General features: G+C 60.9%; 15 protein-coding genes. 3 read left to right on the top strand and 12 right to left on the bottom strand.

Annotated features, from left to right (window positions below; all coding sequences use genetic code 11):
* Positions 1-255 precede the first annotated feature (255 nt).
* Both IPM12_11870 and ric read left to right on the top strand, forming a co-directional pair.
* Positions 256-1,767 (top strand): multicopper oxidase domain-containing protein, encoded by a 1,512-nt coding sequence (locus tag IPM12_11870; protein ID MBK9148497.1) that lies wholly within the window; start codon positions 256-258, stop codon positions 1,765-1,767.
* Between the two features lie 241 nt (positions 1,768-2,008).
* Positions 2,009-2,743 carry an iron-sulfur cluster repair di-iron protein gene (gene ric / locus IPM12_11875; GenBank protein ID MBK9148498.1) on the top strand — a complete coding sequence of 245 codons (735 nt, stop codon included), beginning with the start codon at positions 2,009-2,011 and terminating at the stop codon, positions 2,741-2,743.
* An 11-nt stretch (positions 2,744-2,754) separates the two neighbouring features.
* Here the strand turns inward: ric and IPM12_11880 are convergent, their stop codons facing one another.
* From IPM12_11880 to IPM12_11900, 5 genes are read right to left on the bottom strand one after another with little or no spacing between them, the layout of a single operon-like run.
* Positions 2,755-3,177, bottom strand: a complete 423-nt coding sequence (locus IPM12_11880) for a hypothetical protein (GenBank protein ID MBK9148499.1) — start codon at positions 3,175-3,177, stop codon at positions 2,755-2,757.
* Entirely contained in the window at positions 3,178-4,092 is a 915-nt protein-coding gene (locus IPM12_11885) for a hypothetical protein (protein MBK9148500.1), read from the bottom strand.
* Positions 4,089-4,475 carry a cytochrome c gene (locus IPM12_11890; GenBank protein MBK9148501.1) on the bottom strand — a complete coding sequence of 129 codons (387 nt, stop codon included), beginning with the start codon at positions 4,473-4,475 and terminating at the stop codon, positions 4,089-4,091. The genes IPM12_11885 and IPM12_11890 overlap by 4 nt, the downstream gene beginning before the upstream one ends.
* Positions 4,472-6,424: a tetratricopeptide repeat protein gene (locus IPM12_11895; GenBank protein ID MBK9148502.1), complete on the bottom strand. Its 1,953-nt coding sequence runs from the start codon at positions 6,422-6,424 to the stop codon at positions 4,472-4,474. Before IPM12_11895 ends, IPM12_11890 begins: the two co-directional genes overlap by 4 nt.
* Before the next feature lie 10 nt (positions 6,425-6,434).
* Positions 6,435-8,486 carry a T9SS type A sorting domain-containing protein gene (locus IPM12_11900; GenBank protein ID MBK9148503.1) on the bottom strand — a complete coding sequence of 684 codons (2,052 nt, stop codon included), beginning with the start codon at positions 8,484-8,486 and terminating at the stop codon, positions 6,435-6,437.
* A gap of 251 nt (positions 8,487-8,737) precedes the next feature.
* Here IPM12_11900 and IPM12_11905 point away from each other — a divergent pair, with 251 nt between their 5' ends.
* A complete protein-coding gene (locus IPM12_11905; protein ID MBK9148504.1) occupies positions 8,738-9,433 on the top strand; it encodes a Crp/Fnr family transcriptional regulator in 696 nt (231 codons plus the stop codon).
* Position 9,434: 1 nt separating this feature from the next.
* Here IPM12_11905 and IPM12_11910 read toward each other — a convergent pair whose 3' ends face one another.
* From IPM12_11910 to IPM12_11940, 7 genes are all read right to left on the bottom strand, one after another.
* On the bottom strand, positions 9,435-11,165 hold the full coding sequence (locus IPM12_11910; GenBank protein MBK9148505.1) for a VWA domain-containing protein: 1,731 nt from the start codon (positions 11,163-11,165) through the stop codon (positions 9,435-9,437).
* Positions 11,166-11,171: 6 nt separating this feature from the next.
* Complete coding sequence (locus IPM12_11915; protein MBK9148506.1) at positions 11,172-11,954, bottom strand: CbbQ/NirQ/NorQ/GpvN family protein; 783 nt, start codon at positions 11,952-11,954, stop codon at positions 11,172-11,174.
* 28 nt (positions 11,955-11,982) lie between these two features.
* Positions 11,983-13,350: a cbb3-type cytochrome c oxidase subunit I gene (locus tag IPM12_11920; GenBank protein MBK9148507.1), complete on the bottom strand. Its 1,368-nt coding sequence runs from the start codon at positions 13,348-13,350 to the stop codon at positions 11,983-11,985.
* Between the two features lie 9 nt (positions 13,351-13,359).
* A complete protein-coding gene (locus tag IPM12_11925) occupies positions 13,360-13,791 on the bottom strand; it encodes a cytochrome c (protein ID MBK9148508.1) in 432 nt (143 codons plus the stop codon).
* 254 nt (positions 13,792-14,045) lie between these two features.
* Entirely contained in the window at positions 14,046-15,419 is a 1,374-nt protein-coding gene (locus IPM12_11930; GenBank protein ID MBK9148509.1) for a tryptophanase, read from the bottom strand.
* Positions 15,416-16,798 carry a tyrosine phenol-lyase gene (locus IPM12_11935; GenBank protein ID MBK9148510.1) on the bottom strand — a complete coding sequence of 461 codons (1,383 nt, stop codon included), beginning with the start codon at positions 16,796-16,798 and terminating at the stop codon, positions 15,416-15,418. The genes IPM12_11930 and IPM12_11935 overlap by 4 nt, the downstream gene beginning before the upstream one ends.
* Positions 16,799-16,834: 36 nt before the next feature.
* Complete coding sequence (locus IPM12_11940; GenBank protein ID MBK9148511.1) at positions 16,835-18,670, bottom strand: hypothetical protein; 1,836 nt, start codon at positions 18,668-18,670, stop codon at positions 16,835-16,837.
* Positions 18,671-18,748: the final 78 nt, after the last annotated feature.

Genomic DNA, 18,748 nt, shown 5'->3' on the forward strand with positions numbered 1-18,748 from the left:
TGATCAACCTCGTTGGCTCCGCTCATTCGCTTTTCAACCACCTGCGAACAAGTGGAGACGGATACCGCTGCGTTGGTGGCCCTGAAGCTTGATTAACCGCTGCGCTGCATCAGGAGTTCATGCAGCGAGCAACCTGCGGGGTATTAGCTACAGCCCGAAGCGGACCTATTCATGTTCCGCTGATATCCATCAGGTAATCACCCTGTTCGGCCCCGTTGCTTCGCGAGGCTCGGCGCAACCAAAGCGCCGCTTCCCATGCGGAACTTCATTTTGGCGATCGTTCTCGCCTTCGCATCATCGGCCAACGGACAATTGAACCCACTGGCTATTCCTCCGGCCTTGGAGCTCGACACATTCGATCTTGTGGCCGATGAGCATGTGCACCAATTCTACCCGGGCATCAATACGAGCACGTACGGCGCCAGCGCGGAATACCTCGGGCCCACTTTGATCCTGCACCGTGGCGATACCGCGCGGATAAGGGTCCATAACCAGCTCGCCGAGATGACCAGCATGCACTGGCATGGTATGCACGTGCCCGGCGAGATGGACGGCGGCCCTCAACGGATCATCGACCCCGGCGATTCGTTCATGGCGGAATTCCCGGTGAAGAACCCGGCGGCAACTTACTGGTACCATCCGCATCCGCACGAGCTCACCGCGGAGCAGGCCAACTTCGGCATCGCGGGCTTCATCATCGTAAGGGATGAGGATGAAGCGCAGCTCGCACTGCCGCGCACCTATGGGGTGGATGACTTCCCCGTGGTTATCCAGGACCGCAAGTTCCTCGCGAACGGTGACTTCGCATTCTATCCCTTCGGCGATTCGGTGCTGGTGAACGGCACGCCGAACCCGTTCCTCGAATTGCCCGCGCAGGTGGTTCGTCTGCGGCTGCTGAATGGCTCCAACGCGCGCATCTACGCGCTCGGCCTTGATAGCGGCCAGCACATGCACGTGATCGCTGGCGATGCCGGGCTGCTTCCAGCACCGGCTGCGACCGACCGCCTGTGGCTGAGCAACGGCGAACGCGCCGAAGTTCTCCTCAACCTCACCGGCATGCAAGGCGACAGCCTGCTGCTGATGAGCTATGGCAATGAGCTGCCCAACACGGTACCTGGATCGGGCAACATGCTCTGGGAGAGCAGCCTGCTGAATGGCGTTGCCTTCCAAGTACTGCGCATCCGCGTCACCGCGCCCACATCCAACCCCATCATTGAGATACCGTCCGCGCTCCTCACAGTGCCCATGCCCACCGAGGCAGAGAGCATCCGCACACGCACCAAGACGATTACCGGCATGGGCATGGTGGGCATGGGCATGTTCATGATTAACGGCCTCATGTTCGACCTCGACGTGGTGAACGATACCGTGCAGCTCGGTTCCGTCGAGGTCTGGAACATCGTGAACAACTCGAACATGGCGCATCCCATGCACATCCATGGCGTGTCGTTCGAGGTGCTCGCGCGCAACGGGCAGGCACCACCGGCAGGAGCGCGGGCCCAAGGACGTGGTGCTCGTGGACCGCTTCGAGACCGTGAAGCTGGTGATGCGCTTCGGCGAGGTGACCGACGGATGGCCCTTCATGTACCACTGTCACAACCTGTTGCACGAGGACAATATGATGATGCTGCAGTACATCGTTCAGGACCCGAGCATGGGCACTGTGGCGCACTCGGCCAAAGGGATGATGAAGTTGTTCCCTGTTCCCGCAACCACCCGGGTGACTTACGAAAGCCCGTTTCCCATCCACGCGATCAACGTGCATGACATGCAAGGTCGGCTGGTGCTCTCCTCGAATGTGCCACAGCGGATGCGCGGTGATCTCGACATCGCTTCGTTGCCAGCGGGGAGCTACCTGTCCAACTGGATCGGACGGGATACGAGCATGCAAGCAATGATCGTGAAAGATTGATAGCGCCCGACGAAGAATCGGGCGCAGTGCTTGACATGCGTCAGCTAAAACGGACAGTAAGATCTGTCATTTCGCGGCAAACTCGCGCTCTACACCATGCCGACATCAGACCTCACCCAACGGACCATTGGTTCCATCGTAGCCGACGACTACCGCACAGCAGCGGTCTTCAGCGCCCAAGGCATCGATTTCTGCTGCAAAGGCGGCCGCTCACTTGAAGAAGCCTGCCGGGCGAAAGGCCTGGACCAGAAGGTCCTTGAATCGGAGATTCGCCAAGCCATCAATCGTGACCATGGGAAAGGCGACGAAGTGAAGCATTGGCCGTTGGCCCGCTTGATCGAGCACATCGAGCGCGTGCACCACCGTTACGTCGAGAGTCGCATCGCCACGATCCTTCAGTTCCTCGACAAGCTGTGCAGGGTGCATGGCGAGCGCCACCCCGAGCTATTCGCCATACAGCGCGAATTCACCGAATGCGCTGGAGCCATGGCCGCCCACATGAAGAAGGAAGAACTCATACTCCTTCCCTTCATCAACCAACTAGAGAAGGCGCAGCTCCACGGAACCCAGCCACCTATGCCCGGCTTCGGTACAGTTGACAACCCCATCGCTATGATGGAGCAAGAGCACCACGCCGAAGGCGAGCGCTTCGGCCGCATCTCGGAGTTGAGCAACGGGTACCAGAACCCACCCGACGGCTGCGCGACCTATTCCGCCGCGATGGCGATGCTCATGGAATTCGAGGAGGACCTGCACCGGCACATCCACTTGGAGAACAACATCCTGTTCCCGAGGGCGCAGACCCTTGAGCGGGAAATGCGCACGGCCTGAGCGCAGGTAGCTCAATTGTTCATCGCGCCCTGCTCGATCCAATCGCGGATGGTAGCAAGCTCCTCGCTGCTGAGCGCCGTGCCATCCGGCGGCATGCCAAGGCCATAGACCTCTGTGAAGGTCACCTTGTTCCAGAGCACGCTGGCCTCCGGATCACCCGGTGCCACGCGCAGGGCTGGCGCGTGATTGCTGCTCTCAACCCCCACCAAGCTGGTGTAGGCCAGATCGGCGGAGAGGTCCATGCTCCCCATGGGCGGGTGGCAGGTCCAGCAGCGATCCGTGAGGATCGGCATCACCTCAGTGGCGAAGTACGCGGTATCGATGGGAGCTCCCGGAGTTGTGGGCTTGGGCACGTAGAGTGGCCCCTCGTCCTTGGCACAGCCCGCCAGAATCAGTGAAGCAACAGCAATGAGGGCGATGCGATTCGGGCGCATTCAGTTCTTCGGTCGTTTCGGTTTGACGAACAGCGTGCGCGCAATGTTGAATCCGAGGTGCAGGTAACCCTCGTCGTAACGCGAGGCGTACGTGGTGTACACGCGATGCTCGGTGATCTCTGCGCCGCTAGCGAGCACGATTTGGAAAACGTGCCCGAGAGTGGCCACTTCGTAAGCCAGCGCGACGGGATCACGGTGATCCTGCGGTTGTCGGCCTTCGATGATCGGGCTTGCCTCAAGCAGGATGGAACCCTTTGTGCTGACCTTGAATCGTGCGGAGCCGGTCACCGCAGCGGTGAGGTTCGATCCGCCTAACGGCACCAGGTTCCTGTAAATGGCCACCGGAGCAACTTGCATGGAAAGCCATCGCGAGAATCGGCGGGCAATGATGACCTGCGCGTTGTAGGAGAGCCTGTGCTCAAAGCGATATTCGAATGGGGTGACTCCATCCGCGAAGAAGTCGCGCTCGCTCACATCAGGGAAATCATCGCTCATGAGCGCGGCATTCGTGAGCACCGTCAATGACAGCGGCATCTCGCCTTCCACGGTCTGCTTGAGCACGCGCACCTTCGCGCCCAAGTCCCACACCTTGCCATTCTTCGAACGGCCAATCTCCAAGTGCGCGTCGTTGATCGGCGAGTACTGGAAGGCGAAGCGGATGTTGGCCGGCAGATCGAGCCCTGCGAATTGCTTCCATGCTTGCTCATCGGGTCCCACTGCTCCGAAGCGGTGCTGGATCATGAAGCCGAAGGAGCGCTTTCGCGGCACAACTTCCACGCTGTGCGCGTTCACCACCTGCGTGCCTGCGAAAGTTCCGGTGACGTACTCGCGCCCTGAATCATCCTGTGCGGCGCAGGCGATCGATCCGGAGAGTGCGGCGCTCAGAAAAAGCGATCGATGCATCGTTGCATTCATGACCGTGCGAGTGTTCGGATGTAATGCGCAAGCGCCCAGCGGTCCTCGCGGCTCAGCACCTGCTCGTATGAGGCCATCTCGCCGCGACCGTGAGTGATCTTCCAATAGAGCGCCCCGTTGCTCTGCCCCTGCACCACAGCGGAGCCCAAATCGGCGGGCCTCACCTTCAGCACCGCTGCATTTGGGCCATCGCCATGACCTTGCATGCCATGACAGGTCCAGCAGAGCGATTGGAAGACCTTGCCTCCAATCGCGGCAGCCTTCGCATTCGTCGCCATCGGATCCTTCAAATGATCGGCCTCAGGTGGCGCCTTCCACGGTTCCCCTGGCTGCGCCATCGCCAACGCGGTCAATGAGACGAGGACCAAGAGTGCGCGTTTCATGGCTGAGTAGCGTTTTCAGGCGCGTTCAACGCGGCCAGGGCCTGCCTCACCCGCGCGTCATCCGGAGCGATTCGGGCAGCTGCGACCAGTTGCTCTTCAGCCTTATAGGTCCGCCCGGCCCGCGCATGCACCATGCCCAACGTGTACCGCAACCGCGCATCGGTTGGATGCATCACGACCAGCCGTTCCAAGTGCGGCAGCGCCAGATCGGCCCGGCCCTGCTGGAGATGAAGGGCGCCGAGGTTATTGCGAAGCATGTCCTCAGGTCCACCATTCCGCATGGCTTCATCGAATGCTTGGATCGCATCTTTGATGCGCCCGGTGCGGTGCGCCAATGCGCCGGAGGCTATCAACAGCTCCGCATCGCCCGGCACCCGCGCAATCCCGCGGTCGTATGCGCTCCTTGCTCCATCCGTATCGCCTTGGCTCTCGCGGGCTGCACCCAAGGCCACCGCAGAGCGCGCGAGCATCGTACTGCTGCGCATGCCCGAGCAATCGGCGCCAAGGTCCAGATTCTCCGACCATAGGTGCATGGCCTTCACGAAATCGCCTTTGGAGTGCGCAAACTCACCAAGGCGGAAGCGTGCTTCGGCGTGGTCAGGGTTGTCGCTCAGGATGCCCTGCAGCAACTCTGCCGAGCGCTCCGCATCGCCCCGTTGCTGGTGCATCGAGGCCAGTTCGAACCGTCGATCCACGGGATTGATGATGCCGACGCGCAGCGCCGCCTCATAGTGGGCGATGGCGCTTTGCAATTCGAGCGGGCTGGCTGCATGGCTTGCCACGCGTGCGAAGAGCCTTTTCCCGAGAAGCGTGTGGTACTGCACCCATGAGCTGTGCGCGAAGAAGAGGCCGACGAGCGCAACTGCAATCGCCGCGAAGCGCCCAGCTGTCCGCAACTCACGGTCCATCTTCAAGGTGATGCCGCGGAATTGAACAGCGCCTCGGCGCAGCAGCCGCCATGCCAGCACGAAGAGCCAAGCTGTGCAGAGCGCCAGTGCCACGGCAAGCAGGAAGGGCACGGCGTCATAGAGGCCTCGGTACACAGGCATGGCTACCAGGAAGGCAATCGCCATGAACACGTCCTCGCCCAAAGTGTTGCTGAAGCGCCCGCCATAGGCCCCCATCGGATGCCCCTTACGGAAGAGCGGCGGCATGCGGAAGCCGAAGCGCACGGCTTGCTCCGGGCAAGCGGATACGCAGTCCAAGTCCTTCAGGCACCGCGGATTGGTGACCATGCCGTGCTGCGCGAGCTCGCGATGCACGAGGATATCCGAAGAGCACGCCTTCGTGCAGAGGCCACATTGGCTGCAGTCCTTCGTGAGCACGATGCGACCGGGAGCAAGCTGATCGGCAATCCCGAAGAGAGCGCCGTACGGGCATGCTTGGAAGCAGAAGCCGCGGCTGCCGAGGAGATAGACGATCACGAAGCCGCAAACGAAGAAGGTCAGCACGGCCACGCCCGGCGGCGGCAGGTTCCTCCACATATCGTCCGTGGTGAATGACGACCAACGCGAGCCGCCCGCCTCCGCCACATGCAACGCTTGCTGCTCCACACCGTGCCATGCCTGCAGAATCTGCGGCCAGATGAAGAGGTAGAACATCACGCCGATCGGGACCCAGATGAGGGTGCGCGAGCGGATGGGTTGGCGCTTGATGCGCAGCTTATCCAGGATCCAACCAGCGGCATCCTGAAGCGCGAGGATGTGACAGCCCCAGGAGCAGAAGAAACGACCGAACACGAGCGTGCCGACCATGACAACAGCCATCAGGATGAAGCCCGCTGTAACGATTCCCTGATGGACTGTGTAGAGCACCTCGTTGAATTCGAGGGGCGCCAACGTGCGACCATTGATCTTCCAATGCACGAAGTGCGCGATGAAGAGCAGATGCACCCCAACGAGCGTTACGACCCGCCAATTGGAATAGGATATCCTGCTAACGCCGGCCATTCCTGCCTTCTCAGTCGATAGCGATCCGGCGGGTGAAGACCCGGCCGGCGATGCGCAGCGAAAGCATGTACACCCCTGATGACAGGTGCGCCATGTCAAGCTCACGCACCACCTGGCCGGCGGGCGCCTGCAAGCGCTCCACATGGGCCCGACGGCCCATCATATCGAAGAGCTCGACCTCTATGGCAGAAGGATCGAGCAGGTGCAGCGTCAGGTTGAATTGCCCATTGCTCGGGTTCGGGAATACCTCGAAGCCGCGCAGCGCGAGCGGTTCATCAACGCCGGAGCACACCTCAACGGTGACCGTCACCGAGGTCATCGCGCTCTGGCAACTGCCGCCGCCGACCTCCACTTCCCAGTCATAGAAGTACGGATAGACCGTGGCGCCGCCCGAAGAACCGGTGATGCTTGCAACCGAGCCGATGGGGTATGGAAAGGAGACGCTGCCTGTGCTGCGCCACAGATCCGTGGTGCCGCTCACATTGATCAGGTAGTTATTGCCCGGCAGGATGTCCCAATCCAGGTCGATGCGCGATTCGCCAGCCGGCACCATGACCGATCGCGTGGCGCGCAGCACACCGACCACGTCGACAAGCTCCACCGTGCGATAACCCGCATTGCCAGCGTACACCTTCACCGAAGCTAGCGTGAATGAAGCGAGCGCGTTGAACCGGAGCGATTGCCCGCCTGCGTGGTAGCCGCCGCTTCCGCTGTTGTTCTGCTTGCCGCCATAGATCACTGTTCCCTGCGTGGTGACCTGGTCAGCAACTTGGTAGCTGGTGCTCGCATAGAGCGGCGGGGTAGTGTAGGTGGCACCGCTGCCCAAAGGATTCCCTAGCATGTCGAACCACAGCAATTCGTTACCGTTGGCGGTGAGCGTTGCCTGCTCGCCTTCGCACACCACGACAGCCTCAGCAGCAGGAGCAGTCGGTTGGGGCAAGGCGGTAACGGTGAAAGGCGCGGAGGCCGCGGTCCCGCAATAACCCGTCACGGATACTGAGTACGTTCCCGGGCCAACCACGATGCTGCTCGAGGTGGCGCCATTTGACCACTGGTAGGCCGTGCCCGGCGTTGCCCGGAGCTCCACTTGCTCCCCGGCGCAGACATAGGCCTGCTCGTCGCAGAAGATCTTGGCCACAGGACCTGACGAAGGCTGCTGGGTGAGCGTATAGGGAACGGCGGTCCAGTTGTTCGTTTCATCCGTCTCCACCACTACGTTCAGCGGATCCGCCTCCATCACGATCCAATACGCGCCGTTGCAGGTGCCCGTGGGGATATCGACCCACATGCCATCGAGGTACTCGCTGTACACATCGGTATAGCCGGAAGAGATGCCTTGCCGGACCATGCTGCAGCCGTAGGAGCCACCCAAGCCGAGGTTGGGGAAGTTCGGTCCGGTGAGCGTGGTTCCGGCGTTGTACACCGTGTTGTTGTCCTTGCAATGATGATTGGCCGCGCTGGCATTGCAGCTATGGTAATCCATGAGGCAGAAGCCGAGCTTGTAGCCTTGGCCCACGATCGGCCATTGGCGCGGGTCGCTCACGCCGGTCTCCTGCATGCGCAGGCTGAAGATGCCCCATTGGTCATAGTGCGTGTGCCCATGCGTCGGGTGGTAGGTCATTCCCTGTGGCATCACGTGCTCCGTTGAGGTCATCGCGTTGCCGTTCTTATGGAAAATGCGCTGCGTGGTGAGCTGCTTGGCTGTGCCGCCGTTGGGGCAGGCGAACTGCTGCGATGCCGAAGGGTCATAGACTACGAACGTATCGATGCCGCATACGAAGCGGCGGTAGCCGTTCAAGTCAACGCCGCGCACCTCCAGCGGGCCGTAGCCGATGTTCGGCGTGGAACTCGTGATGTAGATGCGCCCGGGCTCCTCATTCGGGCCGCTCAAGTAGTTGAGCGCCGCGTACCAAGAGGTGGTCATGTCCGGAAGCAGGTCGCAATTCGTCCCCTGCCCCAGCGGGCACTGGCACGAAGTGGCGTTCGTGGTGGTGCATTGGGCGCTTGTCGGGGCCGAACGGAAGAGGATCAGGACGAAGGGCAGGAGGTATAGGTGGCGCATGGTTCTGGTTCTTGGAGATTGGCAAAGTAGACTCCATTCAACCCTAATAATATGACGCATATCATATATGTCTGCCTCGCCCTTATCTGCAGGCATTCGGCATGCGAATCGACCGGGAATCAACCTGCATTGAGCGCAATGCGCAGACCGGTCGACGCGAGCATCGACGTCCCGGCTACTGCTTATCAACCATTATCCCCGCCAACCCAAACCAGCGGATGAGTTGCGATCGCTCTAGCTTCGGATCGCCTATGAACGACAGCGCTGCACGGTCACTTCCGCATCTCGATCAACTCATTGCTCGCCATTGCTCGCCCGAATGGCGTGAACTGCTGCGTGCGCAGAACACGGTCCTGACATTCGCCAAAGGCGAAGCCATATTCACCTCCGGGCAGAAGGCCGAGCGGATGTTCATGATCCATCGTGGGCGCGTGAAGGTGGTCGCCTCGTACATCAAGGGCAAGGAGCGCATCATCCGCATGGCCAGTGATGGCGAAGCGCTGGGTCACCGCGGCATCGGGCAGGAGCCCGTTTACACCGCCAGCGCTATAGCACTCGCTCCAACACGTGTGAATGCCATCCCGATGGCCTTGTTCCTGAGCACCCTGAAAGCCAATCCGCACTTCTGCTACCACTTCCTGCTCTACTTCGCCGCTGAGCTGCGATTGCTCGATCAGCATCTGCGCGACCTCATGAACATGGATGTGGCGCAGCGCGTGGCCAAGGTGATCCTGCTGTGCCGCGACACCTTCGGCATGGACGAGGCCGATGCTCGGAAGCTCGCGTTCACCCTTCCGCGCAGGGATATCGCGAGCATGGCGGACACCACCTACGAGAGTGTGATCCGCACGCTCGCCCACTTCGACCAGGAAGGCATCATCGAACTGGAGGGCAAAGGGATCCGGATACGGAACAAGGCCAAGCTCGAGAAGGCCATGTCGGGCTGACCTAGACGTTTCCGGCCAGCCGCGTGTACAGGCCCATCACCGCGGGGACCAGTTCCTTCGGATCGGCGAGGATGCAGTAATGATCGACACCGAACATGCGCGGCAAGTAATGCCGGGCCTGTTCCTCGATGGCGATGGCATAGCTGTTCACCTGCTGCTGGCGGAGCTCATGCAAGGCGTGCTTGATGTCCTGCACGCCATAATCACCCTCGTAGCGATCGAAATCGTTCGGCTTGCCATCGCTCAGGAGAACGACCCACCGGCGCCGCGACCCGCGCTTCTGCAGCAGGGCGCCGGCATGCCTGATCGCCGGTCCAATGCGCGTGAAGCCCTGTGGGCGCACCTGCCCGAGGTTCGCCTTGCCATGCTCCCAGCTGTCGCGGAAGTGCTTCAGGGTCACATAGGAGCAGAAATTCCGCGTCTTGGAGAAGAATCCGTCGACCTGGAACTCCACCTCGAACTCCGTGAACACCTCGCCCAGCACGATCACCGCCTGCTTCGCGATCTCAATCACCTTCTCACCCGCCACGTAGGCGTCGCCGCTCAGGCTCAGGTCGATCAGGAAGAGCAGGCTCAAGTACTTGCGTCGCTTGCGTTGCGAGATGTAGACGTTCTCCCTTGGCGTGGTGCGTGCCTTGATGTCGGTGAGCATATCCGTCACCTGATCGAGGTCGAATTCATTGCCACGCTCCGAACGACGCACCTGGCTGAACGCGTTCTGGAACGCGGCCATCTGCTTCTTCAATGCCATGATCTTGCGCTGCTCGCGCTGGACCACGCTCGCCGCATAGGCCTTGTTGCGTGAACGGAACAGCAGGGGAAACACCCGGCAATGGTCCTGCAGGTAGGCGCCCTTGCCGACATTCCACTCAGGGTAGGAATAATAGGTTCCGCCCTCCTCCAGGGCCTCGCACTCGGCCACCGAAAGCTGCCCGGCCATTTCCGCACGATAGATCGAATGCACCGTGTCGTCCACGCGCACGGTGTGCTTCAGGTCCAGTTCGTTCAGCGCCTGCAGGTCATCATCAAGGCTATCATCCCCGTCGAAATCACGCCAGATGTCGTCGAATTCCTCGGCGGTCTCGATCTTCTCGAAGTTGTGGGTGAGCATGTACTCCTCCTGCTTCTCCTTGTCCACCGCGATGCTCTGCACGTCCTCTACCGGCTTGGAAGCGATCTCGGTGGTGATCTCGGCGTGCGTGGCCGTTGGTGCCACGCCATCCGGGGCGGGCCGTGCCCCATCCAGGAAGGGTCCACGTTCCACCATCCATTTGCCGTAGAGCCAAGTGGTGTCTTCGAGACCCTCGCGCAACCGCTCATGCAATGCACCGAAGTGGACGAACTCCCGCTCCAGGGCGGCGAGCACCTGCGGCGCGGAATCGGCTGCGGCCTTCCGGGAACCTTCAAGATCGCCCGCGCTTCCGTTCCAGTTCAGGCCCAGCTCTCGTTGCTTGCTGAGGTAGAACACGCGGAACAGGTAGTAGTTGAAATTGAGCTCCACCGAACCGTAGCGATCGGCCCGCGCTGGCAGGTGGAACACCGAGCCCTGCCATCCCCCTTCGCGCACTGCGGCCTGCACCTCGATGGGCGCGTTACAGAGCGCTCGCGCCACGATCGTCAGCCGCGGAGCCAGTTCGGCGAGGTCAATACCGTGCTCATTGTAAGCGCGCCTCCCCTTTCGTTGACCCTGCCATGCCGCGAAGCGCTTGAAGAGCGTTTCGGTGATATCCATCGCCGATTAGATGCTCATGTACGCGATATCCTCCAAGGCCTGCTGGTCCGAGGCATCATCGGTGAGCGGCTCAAGCACGGCCACCTTCACAGAAAGACGGGGAGGTAGTCCACTGCCGATGAGCTTGGCGGCATCCACGAGCAAGCGCGTGCTCGCCGTTTCTGCGAGGCCCAGCTCGGTGAGGTTCCTGATCTTCTGGCCGATGGTGACGAGCTTGGTGGCGGTGGCGGCATCCACGCCGGTCTCCCGCACCAGAATGTCACGCTCCACCGGTGGCTTCGGGTACTGGAAGGCCATGGAAATGAAGCGTTGGCGCGTGGACGGCTTCAGCTCCTTGAAGCCCTTCTGGTAGCCCGGGTTGAAGGAGGCCACGAGCATGAAGTCATGATGCGCGACCAGTTCGGTGCCGAGCTTGTCGATGAACAGCGTACGGCGGTGATCCGTGAGGGAGTGTATCGCCACCAACACATCGGGCCGCGCCTCAGCCACCTCGTCGAGGTAGATGATGCCTCCCTTGCGGGCCGCCGTGGTGAGCGGGCCGTCGATCCACTCGGTACCATCGCCACGGATGATGTACCGACCGATGAGGTCGGTGGAGGAGGTCTCCTCATGGCAGGTCACGGTCATCAGTTCCTTGCCCAGCTTGTGGGCCATGTATTCCACGAACCGGGATTTGCCGCTTCCCGTCGGGCCTTTGAGCAGCACCGGCAGGCGTTGTGCGAACGCGTGTTCGAACACGGAGACCTCCTCTCCCGTGGCTTGGTAGTAGGGTTCCTTTTCGATGCGCATGGATGTGTGTTGTTCGACGCCGGTTCGTTCAGGCTGGACGAACAGCGAGGAACTCATCCTCCTCGGCTCGCATGGCCTCATCGGTCGGTTTGCCGTACTTGATGAAGTCCAGGATGTAGAGCACGATTCCGGTCGCGAAGAGCGAGGCTGCTCCGAGCATCACCATGAAATGCACGTTGAGCTCGTTCTGCGCGTCCATGAAATCCATGCCCACCTTCCGCTCGAGGTAGACCTGCGCAACACCGGCCGCGGCGAGCGCCGTGGTCATGCCGAGCATTCCGATGTTAGCGCACCAGAAGGCGATCATGCCCCGGGTGCCCTGATAGACCTTGCGGCCCGTCATCATCGGCATGGCGTAGCTGATCATGGCCAGCACCAGCATGCCATAGGCACCCCAGAAGGCCAGGTGACCATGCATCGCGGTGACCAGGGTGCCATGTGTCCACATGTTCACGGAAGGAAGGGTATGCGCTACCCCCAACAGGCCAGCGCCGGCGAAGGAGGTGATGGCACAACCGAGCGTCCAATACAACGCGATGCTGTTCGGGTGCTTTTTACCACCCTTGCGGTACATGGCGAAGGCGAACAGGGCCATGCCCAGGAACGCCAGCGGCTCCAAGGCGCTGAAGATGCCACCGATCATGAGCCAGTACTTGGGCGCGCCGATGTAGTAGTAGTGGTGCCCGGTACCGAGAATCCCCGAGATGAACGTGAGACCGATGATGACATAGAGCCATTTCTCGATGACCTCACGATCCACGCCGGTGAGCTTGATCAGCAGGTAGGCCAGGATGCCACCCATGATCAACTCCCACACGCCCTCCACCCACAGGTGAACCACCCACCAGCGGAAGAACGAGTCAATGGTCTGGTTGTCGAACCAGATCATGCCAGGCAGGTAGAGCAAGGCGGCGAACACCAACCCCATGGTCAGGACCATGGCCGTGGTGGTGCGTTGCTTGCCCTTCCAAAGCGTCATGATGATGATACCCAGAAAGGTGAGCACGTTCACGACGACCAGGTAATCCAAAGGCCTGGGGATCTCCAGGAACTTGCGGCCCTCCCACCAATTGAGGTGGAACCCGATCACCGCCACCACACCCACCACAGCCAGGCTGTAGAACTGAAGTTTCGCAAGCGGCACGGAGACCAGCTCGCGCTGTGCTTCCTCAGGGATGATGTAATACGCGGCCCCCATGAACCCTGCGAGAAGCCAGACGACAAGCAGGTTCGTGTGCGTGGCACGCGCAGCATTGAAGGGAATGAACTCATGGAACCACTCATCGAACCCGATGCGCGCGAAGCCCATGATGAATCCGTAAACGACTTGCAGCAGCAGCAGCAGCATGCACAACCCGAAGAACAGGTAGGCGACTTTCTGTGATTGGTATTTCATGGCGCTGGCTTATTTGTTCTGTTTGAGGTCCGGCTTGGGGGGGAATCCGTTCAGATCCACTTCACCCGCCCACTTGAAGAAGGCTACGACGGCTTCGGCATCGGCCAGATCCATCTTGTAGGCCACCATCTGGCGGCCCTTGGGGCCCCAAGGCACCGGTGATGTCATGATCGTCTTGATCAGCTCCGGTCCGCGGCGTTCATACACCCTGGTCAGTTCCGGTGCATAGTAGGCGCCCTCACCGAAAAGCGTGTGACAACCCATGCAATTGTTCGACTCCCAGATCTCTTTTCCACGTACCACCTCGGGTGTCAGGTTATGGCTGTTGGTCTGGTTGGGTACCTCTCGGGCCAGTGTGTGCCACGACAGCCCTAGGAAGACCCCGAACGAAGCGATGGTCCCTCCGAAGAAGAACACCTGTGCTTGTTTCTTGGATAGCATGTTGAGTGTGTTCGTGAACGTTCAGGTACATCGATCAGGCGTATGATCCGGATCGAGGCGAAACATATTCGGACATACATATCCTATATATGATAATAGTCATTCCGCTCGAATAATATGTTCAGCACCAGGGATATAGCGCTTACCGGGCTCTGTGGCAGTCGAAGAATGAAACGCTGCTCGGCAACACGCGTGGAGCGCGCCGGAGGAAACGGGGGAGGGTGCCTGGAACCTGACCCGGTCTGCAAGCACCGCTACGACCTCTCGAAATGCGCCGTGAAGTGCCGCAGGAACTTCGGCTCCTTGATGATGCGGTAGCCCTTGACCCCGGCACGCGCACGTATCACCTCTTCGAAAGTCTCAGCCACGTATTCCATGTGGCTTTGCGTATACACCCGGCGCGGGATAGCGAGACGTACCAACTCCATGGCGGATGGTATGAGGGAACCATGAGACGTGTACTTGCCGAACATCACCGAACCGATCTCAACGCTGCGGATGCCCCCTAGCCGGTACAACTCGCATACCAGAGCCTGGCCGGGATATTCGTGCGATGGGATGTGCGGATAGAGCTTCTTCGCGTCGATGTAAACAGCATGCCCGCCGATCGGTCGCATGAGCGGAACACCTAGCGCGTGCAGCTTCTCACCGAGGAAGGTGGTGCTGCGGATCCGGTAATCGAGGTAGTGCGGGTCGAACACCTCGTCCAAGCCGATGGCGATGGCCTCCATGTCCCGACCGGACAGGCCGCCATAGGTGGTGAAACCTTCGGTGATGATCAATAGGTTGGTGCACGCTGCGGCGAGCGCTTCGTCCTTCAGGGAAAGGAACCCGCCCATGTTCACCAGCGCATCTTTCTTGGCGCTCATCACAGCACCGTCGGCCAAGGCGAACATGCGCTGCGCGATCTGGCGATAGCTCAGGCCCTCCATGCCCACCTCGCGGTGCTTCACGAACCAGCTATTCTCGGCGATGCGGCAGCAGTCCAGCAGGAACAGCGCGCCATGGCGCTTGCAGATCGCGGCCACGCCCTCGGCATTGGCCATGCTCACGGGCTGTCCGCCCCCGCTGTTGTTGGTCACCGTCAGGATCACGGCGCCCACGTGGCCTTTGTGCTCCTTCAGCAAAGCGTCCAGCGCGGCCACGTCCATGTTGCCTTTGAAGGGATGCTGCAACGCAGGGTCCTTGCCCTCGGCGATGGGGATGTCGATTGCGGTGGCGCCGGTGAACTCGATGTTGGCCCGCGTGGTGTCGAAGTGCGTGTTGCTGATGAAGACCTTCCCCGCGCCGCCGAGATGACCGTAGATGATGCGCTCCGCTGCGCGACCCTGGTGCGTGGGCAGCACATGGTCCATGCCGGTGAGATCCTGCACGGCTTGTTCCATGCGCTCCCAAGAGCGCGAACCGGCGTATGCTTCGTCGCCTTCCATGACCCCGGCCCATTGGTGCGCGCTCATGGCGCTGGTGCCGCTGTCGGTCATCAAGTCGATGATCACATCGCGCGAGCGCAGCAGGAAGGGGTTGTAGTGCGCCGCTTTCAGTTGCTCCACGCGTTCCTCTTCGGTGCTGATGCCGATGGGCTCCACGCTCTTGATGCGGAAGGGCTCGATGATGGTGCGGTGCTTCATGCGGGCAGGGGTTCGAAACGCGCCTGGAAGAAGCGCAGGTACTTCGGCTCGTAGGTCATCTTCAATCCGGAGATGCGTTCGCGACGCTCGAAGACACGCGCTACGCTCTCGGCCACCACATCCATATGGGCTTGGGTGTACACGCGCCGTGGGATGGTGAGCCGCACCAGTTCCAGCTCCGGATAGCAGTGATCGCCAGTGATCTTGTCGCGACCGGCGCTCACGATGCCGCGCTCCATCGCGCGCACACCACTGTCGATGTAGAGTTCCGCGGCGAGCGCTTGCGCGGGGAAAGCGGTCTGCGGCAAGTGCGGGAGGAAGGCCTTGGCATCGAGGAAAACGCCGTGCGTGCCCACGGGCTTCACGATAGGGATGCCCATGTCGAGCAGCTTCTGCCCCAAGTAGAATACCTGACCTACCCGCGCGCGGATGTGATCGTCCTGCACGCTCTCTTCAATGCCGATGGCCATGGCCTCCATGTCGCGACCGGCGAGTCCGCCGTACGTGTGCAGCCCTTCGTAGATCACCACCAGGTTGCGCGCTTCCTCGAACACATCCCATTCGTTGGTCGCCATGAATCCGCCGATGTTCACCAGCGCGTCCTTCTTGGCGCTCATGGTGGCGCCATCGGTGAGGTCGCAGATCTCGCTCACGAGTTGCGCCACGCTCTTCTGTCCTTGCCCTTCCTCGAGTTGCTGGATCATGAAGGCGTTCTCGGCCACGCGCGTCATGTCGTGGATGATGCGGATGCCGTGCTTGCTGGTCAATTCACGCAGTTCCTTCAGGTTGGCAAGCGAGATCGGTTGCCCGCCGGCCATGTTCACCGTGGTGGCCATGGAGACATAGGGGATCTTCTTCGCGCCGTGCGCATCGATCACGCGCTGGAGCTTGCCAAGGTCCACGTTGCCCTTGAAGGGAAAAGTGCTCTGCGGGTCGTGGGCCTCGTCAACGATGATGTCAACGAAACTGCCGCCCGCCAGCTCCTGGTGGAGCTTGGTGGTGGTGAAGTACATGTTGCCGGGTACGATGTCGCCGGGCTTGATGAGGATCTGCGAGAGGATGTTCTCCGCGCCACGACCCTGGTGCGTGGGGATGAGGTACTTGTAGCCGTAGTACTTCTTCACAGAATCCTCCAGGTGGTAGTAGTTGCGGCTGCCTGCGTAGGCTTCATCACCGAGCATGAGCCCGGCCCATTGGCGGTCGCTCATGGCGCTGGTACCGCTGTCGGTGAGCAGGTCGATATAGACGAGCTCGGATCGCAGCAGGAAGGTGTTGTATCCAGCCTCTTCCATGGCCTTCACCCGCTGTTCGCGGGTGGACATGAAGAGGGGTTCGACCATCTTGATTTTGTAGGGCTCGGCCCAGGAGGTCTTTGCCATGTTCTTGTTGGACAGGAATGAATGAAGGAGCGGCGTTCAGCCCACTGCGGCGACCACGGGGAGCAGGAGCCCGCGCAGTTCCCTGGCCGCGCGATCCAGATCATCACGCAACTGCTCCACTTGGGCCGCAGCCCTGGCGCGCAGCACCGGGAGCAGTTCCTCGTAGTAGGCGATGCCCACTTCCATGTTGGCCTTGAAGGTGGCGAAGTAGCGCTGCTGCTTTGCGGTGACCGTGTCGCGCACCTGCTGCAGCTCGCGCTTCAGGTAATCCATGTAAAGTGACAACTCTTTCGCGAACATGTGCGGTCGTTCCACACCAGCGAGCAGGTCCACCCGACCGTAGATGTGGTCCACCATGGTCCGCAGTGATACGACTTGGGTGAAGTAGGCCGTGTTGGGACCGGGGCAGATAGCCACCGCTTCCAGCTTGTGCGCCGGATGAAGGCCTTCCTTGAGCAAGGCCGCAGCACCGAGACCTTCACAGAGGCAATCCTTTTCCATCACGGCCGCCTCTTCCCGTGCATAGGTTGCATCGTCGAGCCCCGCCGACTTGAGCTGCTTGATCTTCAGGTCCTGGTACTGGCGCGATGCCGTGCAGATGGGGCGCTCGGTGAACTCGGTGTTCGTGCTGAGGTAGTTCTTGTAGCACGGGCTGCCTGGTCGTTCCTTGGCCATGCGCGTCTTTCGTTGCTGCTCCGAACTGCTCGGTCTGAAGTTGTGGAAGGGGATGCCAAGCGGCGATGCCCAGCTCAGGTAGAAATCGCTCGGGCGTGCCTCCGTGAGTTGCTGCAAGGTGTTGGCGTCCACGTTCGTGACCTCCGGCACCAGCAAGAACGGGCTCCCCCAACCGGTGCCATCCATACCGTAATGCTCGCGAAGGAATCGGTCCTCAGCCGCCGTGCCGATCCCACCCTGCACAGTGAACCGCTGTTCGGGTATTTCTGGAAAAGCCGGAAGACCCGCTTGAGCGAGCGCAGCGCTGGCAAGATCGAACAACTCACCGGCGATCGCCGCGCGCTTGGCACGGAACTCCTCGAGGATGGGTCCCAGCAGGATGCCATCGGTGGCGAAGGCGTGTCCACCGCAATTGAGGCCCGATTCGATCCGGAACTCCGACACCCACACGCCCTTCTTCGCCAGGATCTTGCCCTGCACGAGCGCTGAACGCGCGTCGCTCACCTTCAGGATCACGCGCTTGCGTAGCCGGCCCTGTGCATCGGGCAGGAAGTCTGGGAACTCGGCGATGTACGCGTAGAGCCTTGGATTGTAACCGGCGCTCAGCACTACTGCTGAATCCAATGTGCTGTTGGCGAAGCCCCGGAACGCGGCCATGGCATCGCAGTATTCTGGTGGAAGGGCATTGCCTTCCGAGTCGTAATTCGCGGAATCGATCTTCGACATGATGTTCACGTCGATCGAACCCGGTCGCATGGCCTTGCGCAGCTCGTCCTCGATCGCCATCCTCTCCGCAGCCGGAGGAAGTGTCCGCATAAGCTGGAAGCGATCCTTCACGGGCGTTCCACCTGGAAGCAATTCAAAGTACTTCGTGCTGTCGGACGTGACCGTGAAGGGCTCCACCCGCACGCGCTCCATGTTGCGCTGCACCAAACGACCCAACATGTCCAAGTATGCTGTGATCCGCCGGGCGCGATGATCGTGCGAGGGCTTCGGGATGGGCACGTAGGCTTCACCGTTCAGCTTGCACTGATGCTCGCGCATGCGCTCCACCAACTCATCCTCGATGATGGAGACCACCGAGGAGATCCCGAAGTGGGCCACCTTCAATGGGGTGTCGATGGTGTACCCCAGACCCATGACCGGGATGTGGACCGTGTGCGGAGGGGCGGAAGGCTCGCGGCGAATGCTTGGCATCGGGTAAAGGTCAACGGGACGTCACGCACCAATCATGACGCCCATCATATTCCAGCGTTCTTCCATGGCTGCACATTT

This window comes from Flavobacteriales bacterium, from assembly GCA_016716605.1.
Taxonomy (GTDB): Bacteria; Bacteroidota; Bacteroidia; order Flavobacteriales_F; family PHOS-HE28; genus PHOS-HE28.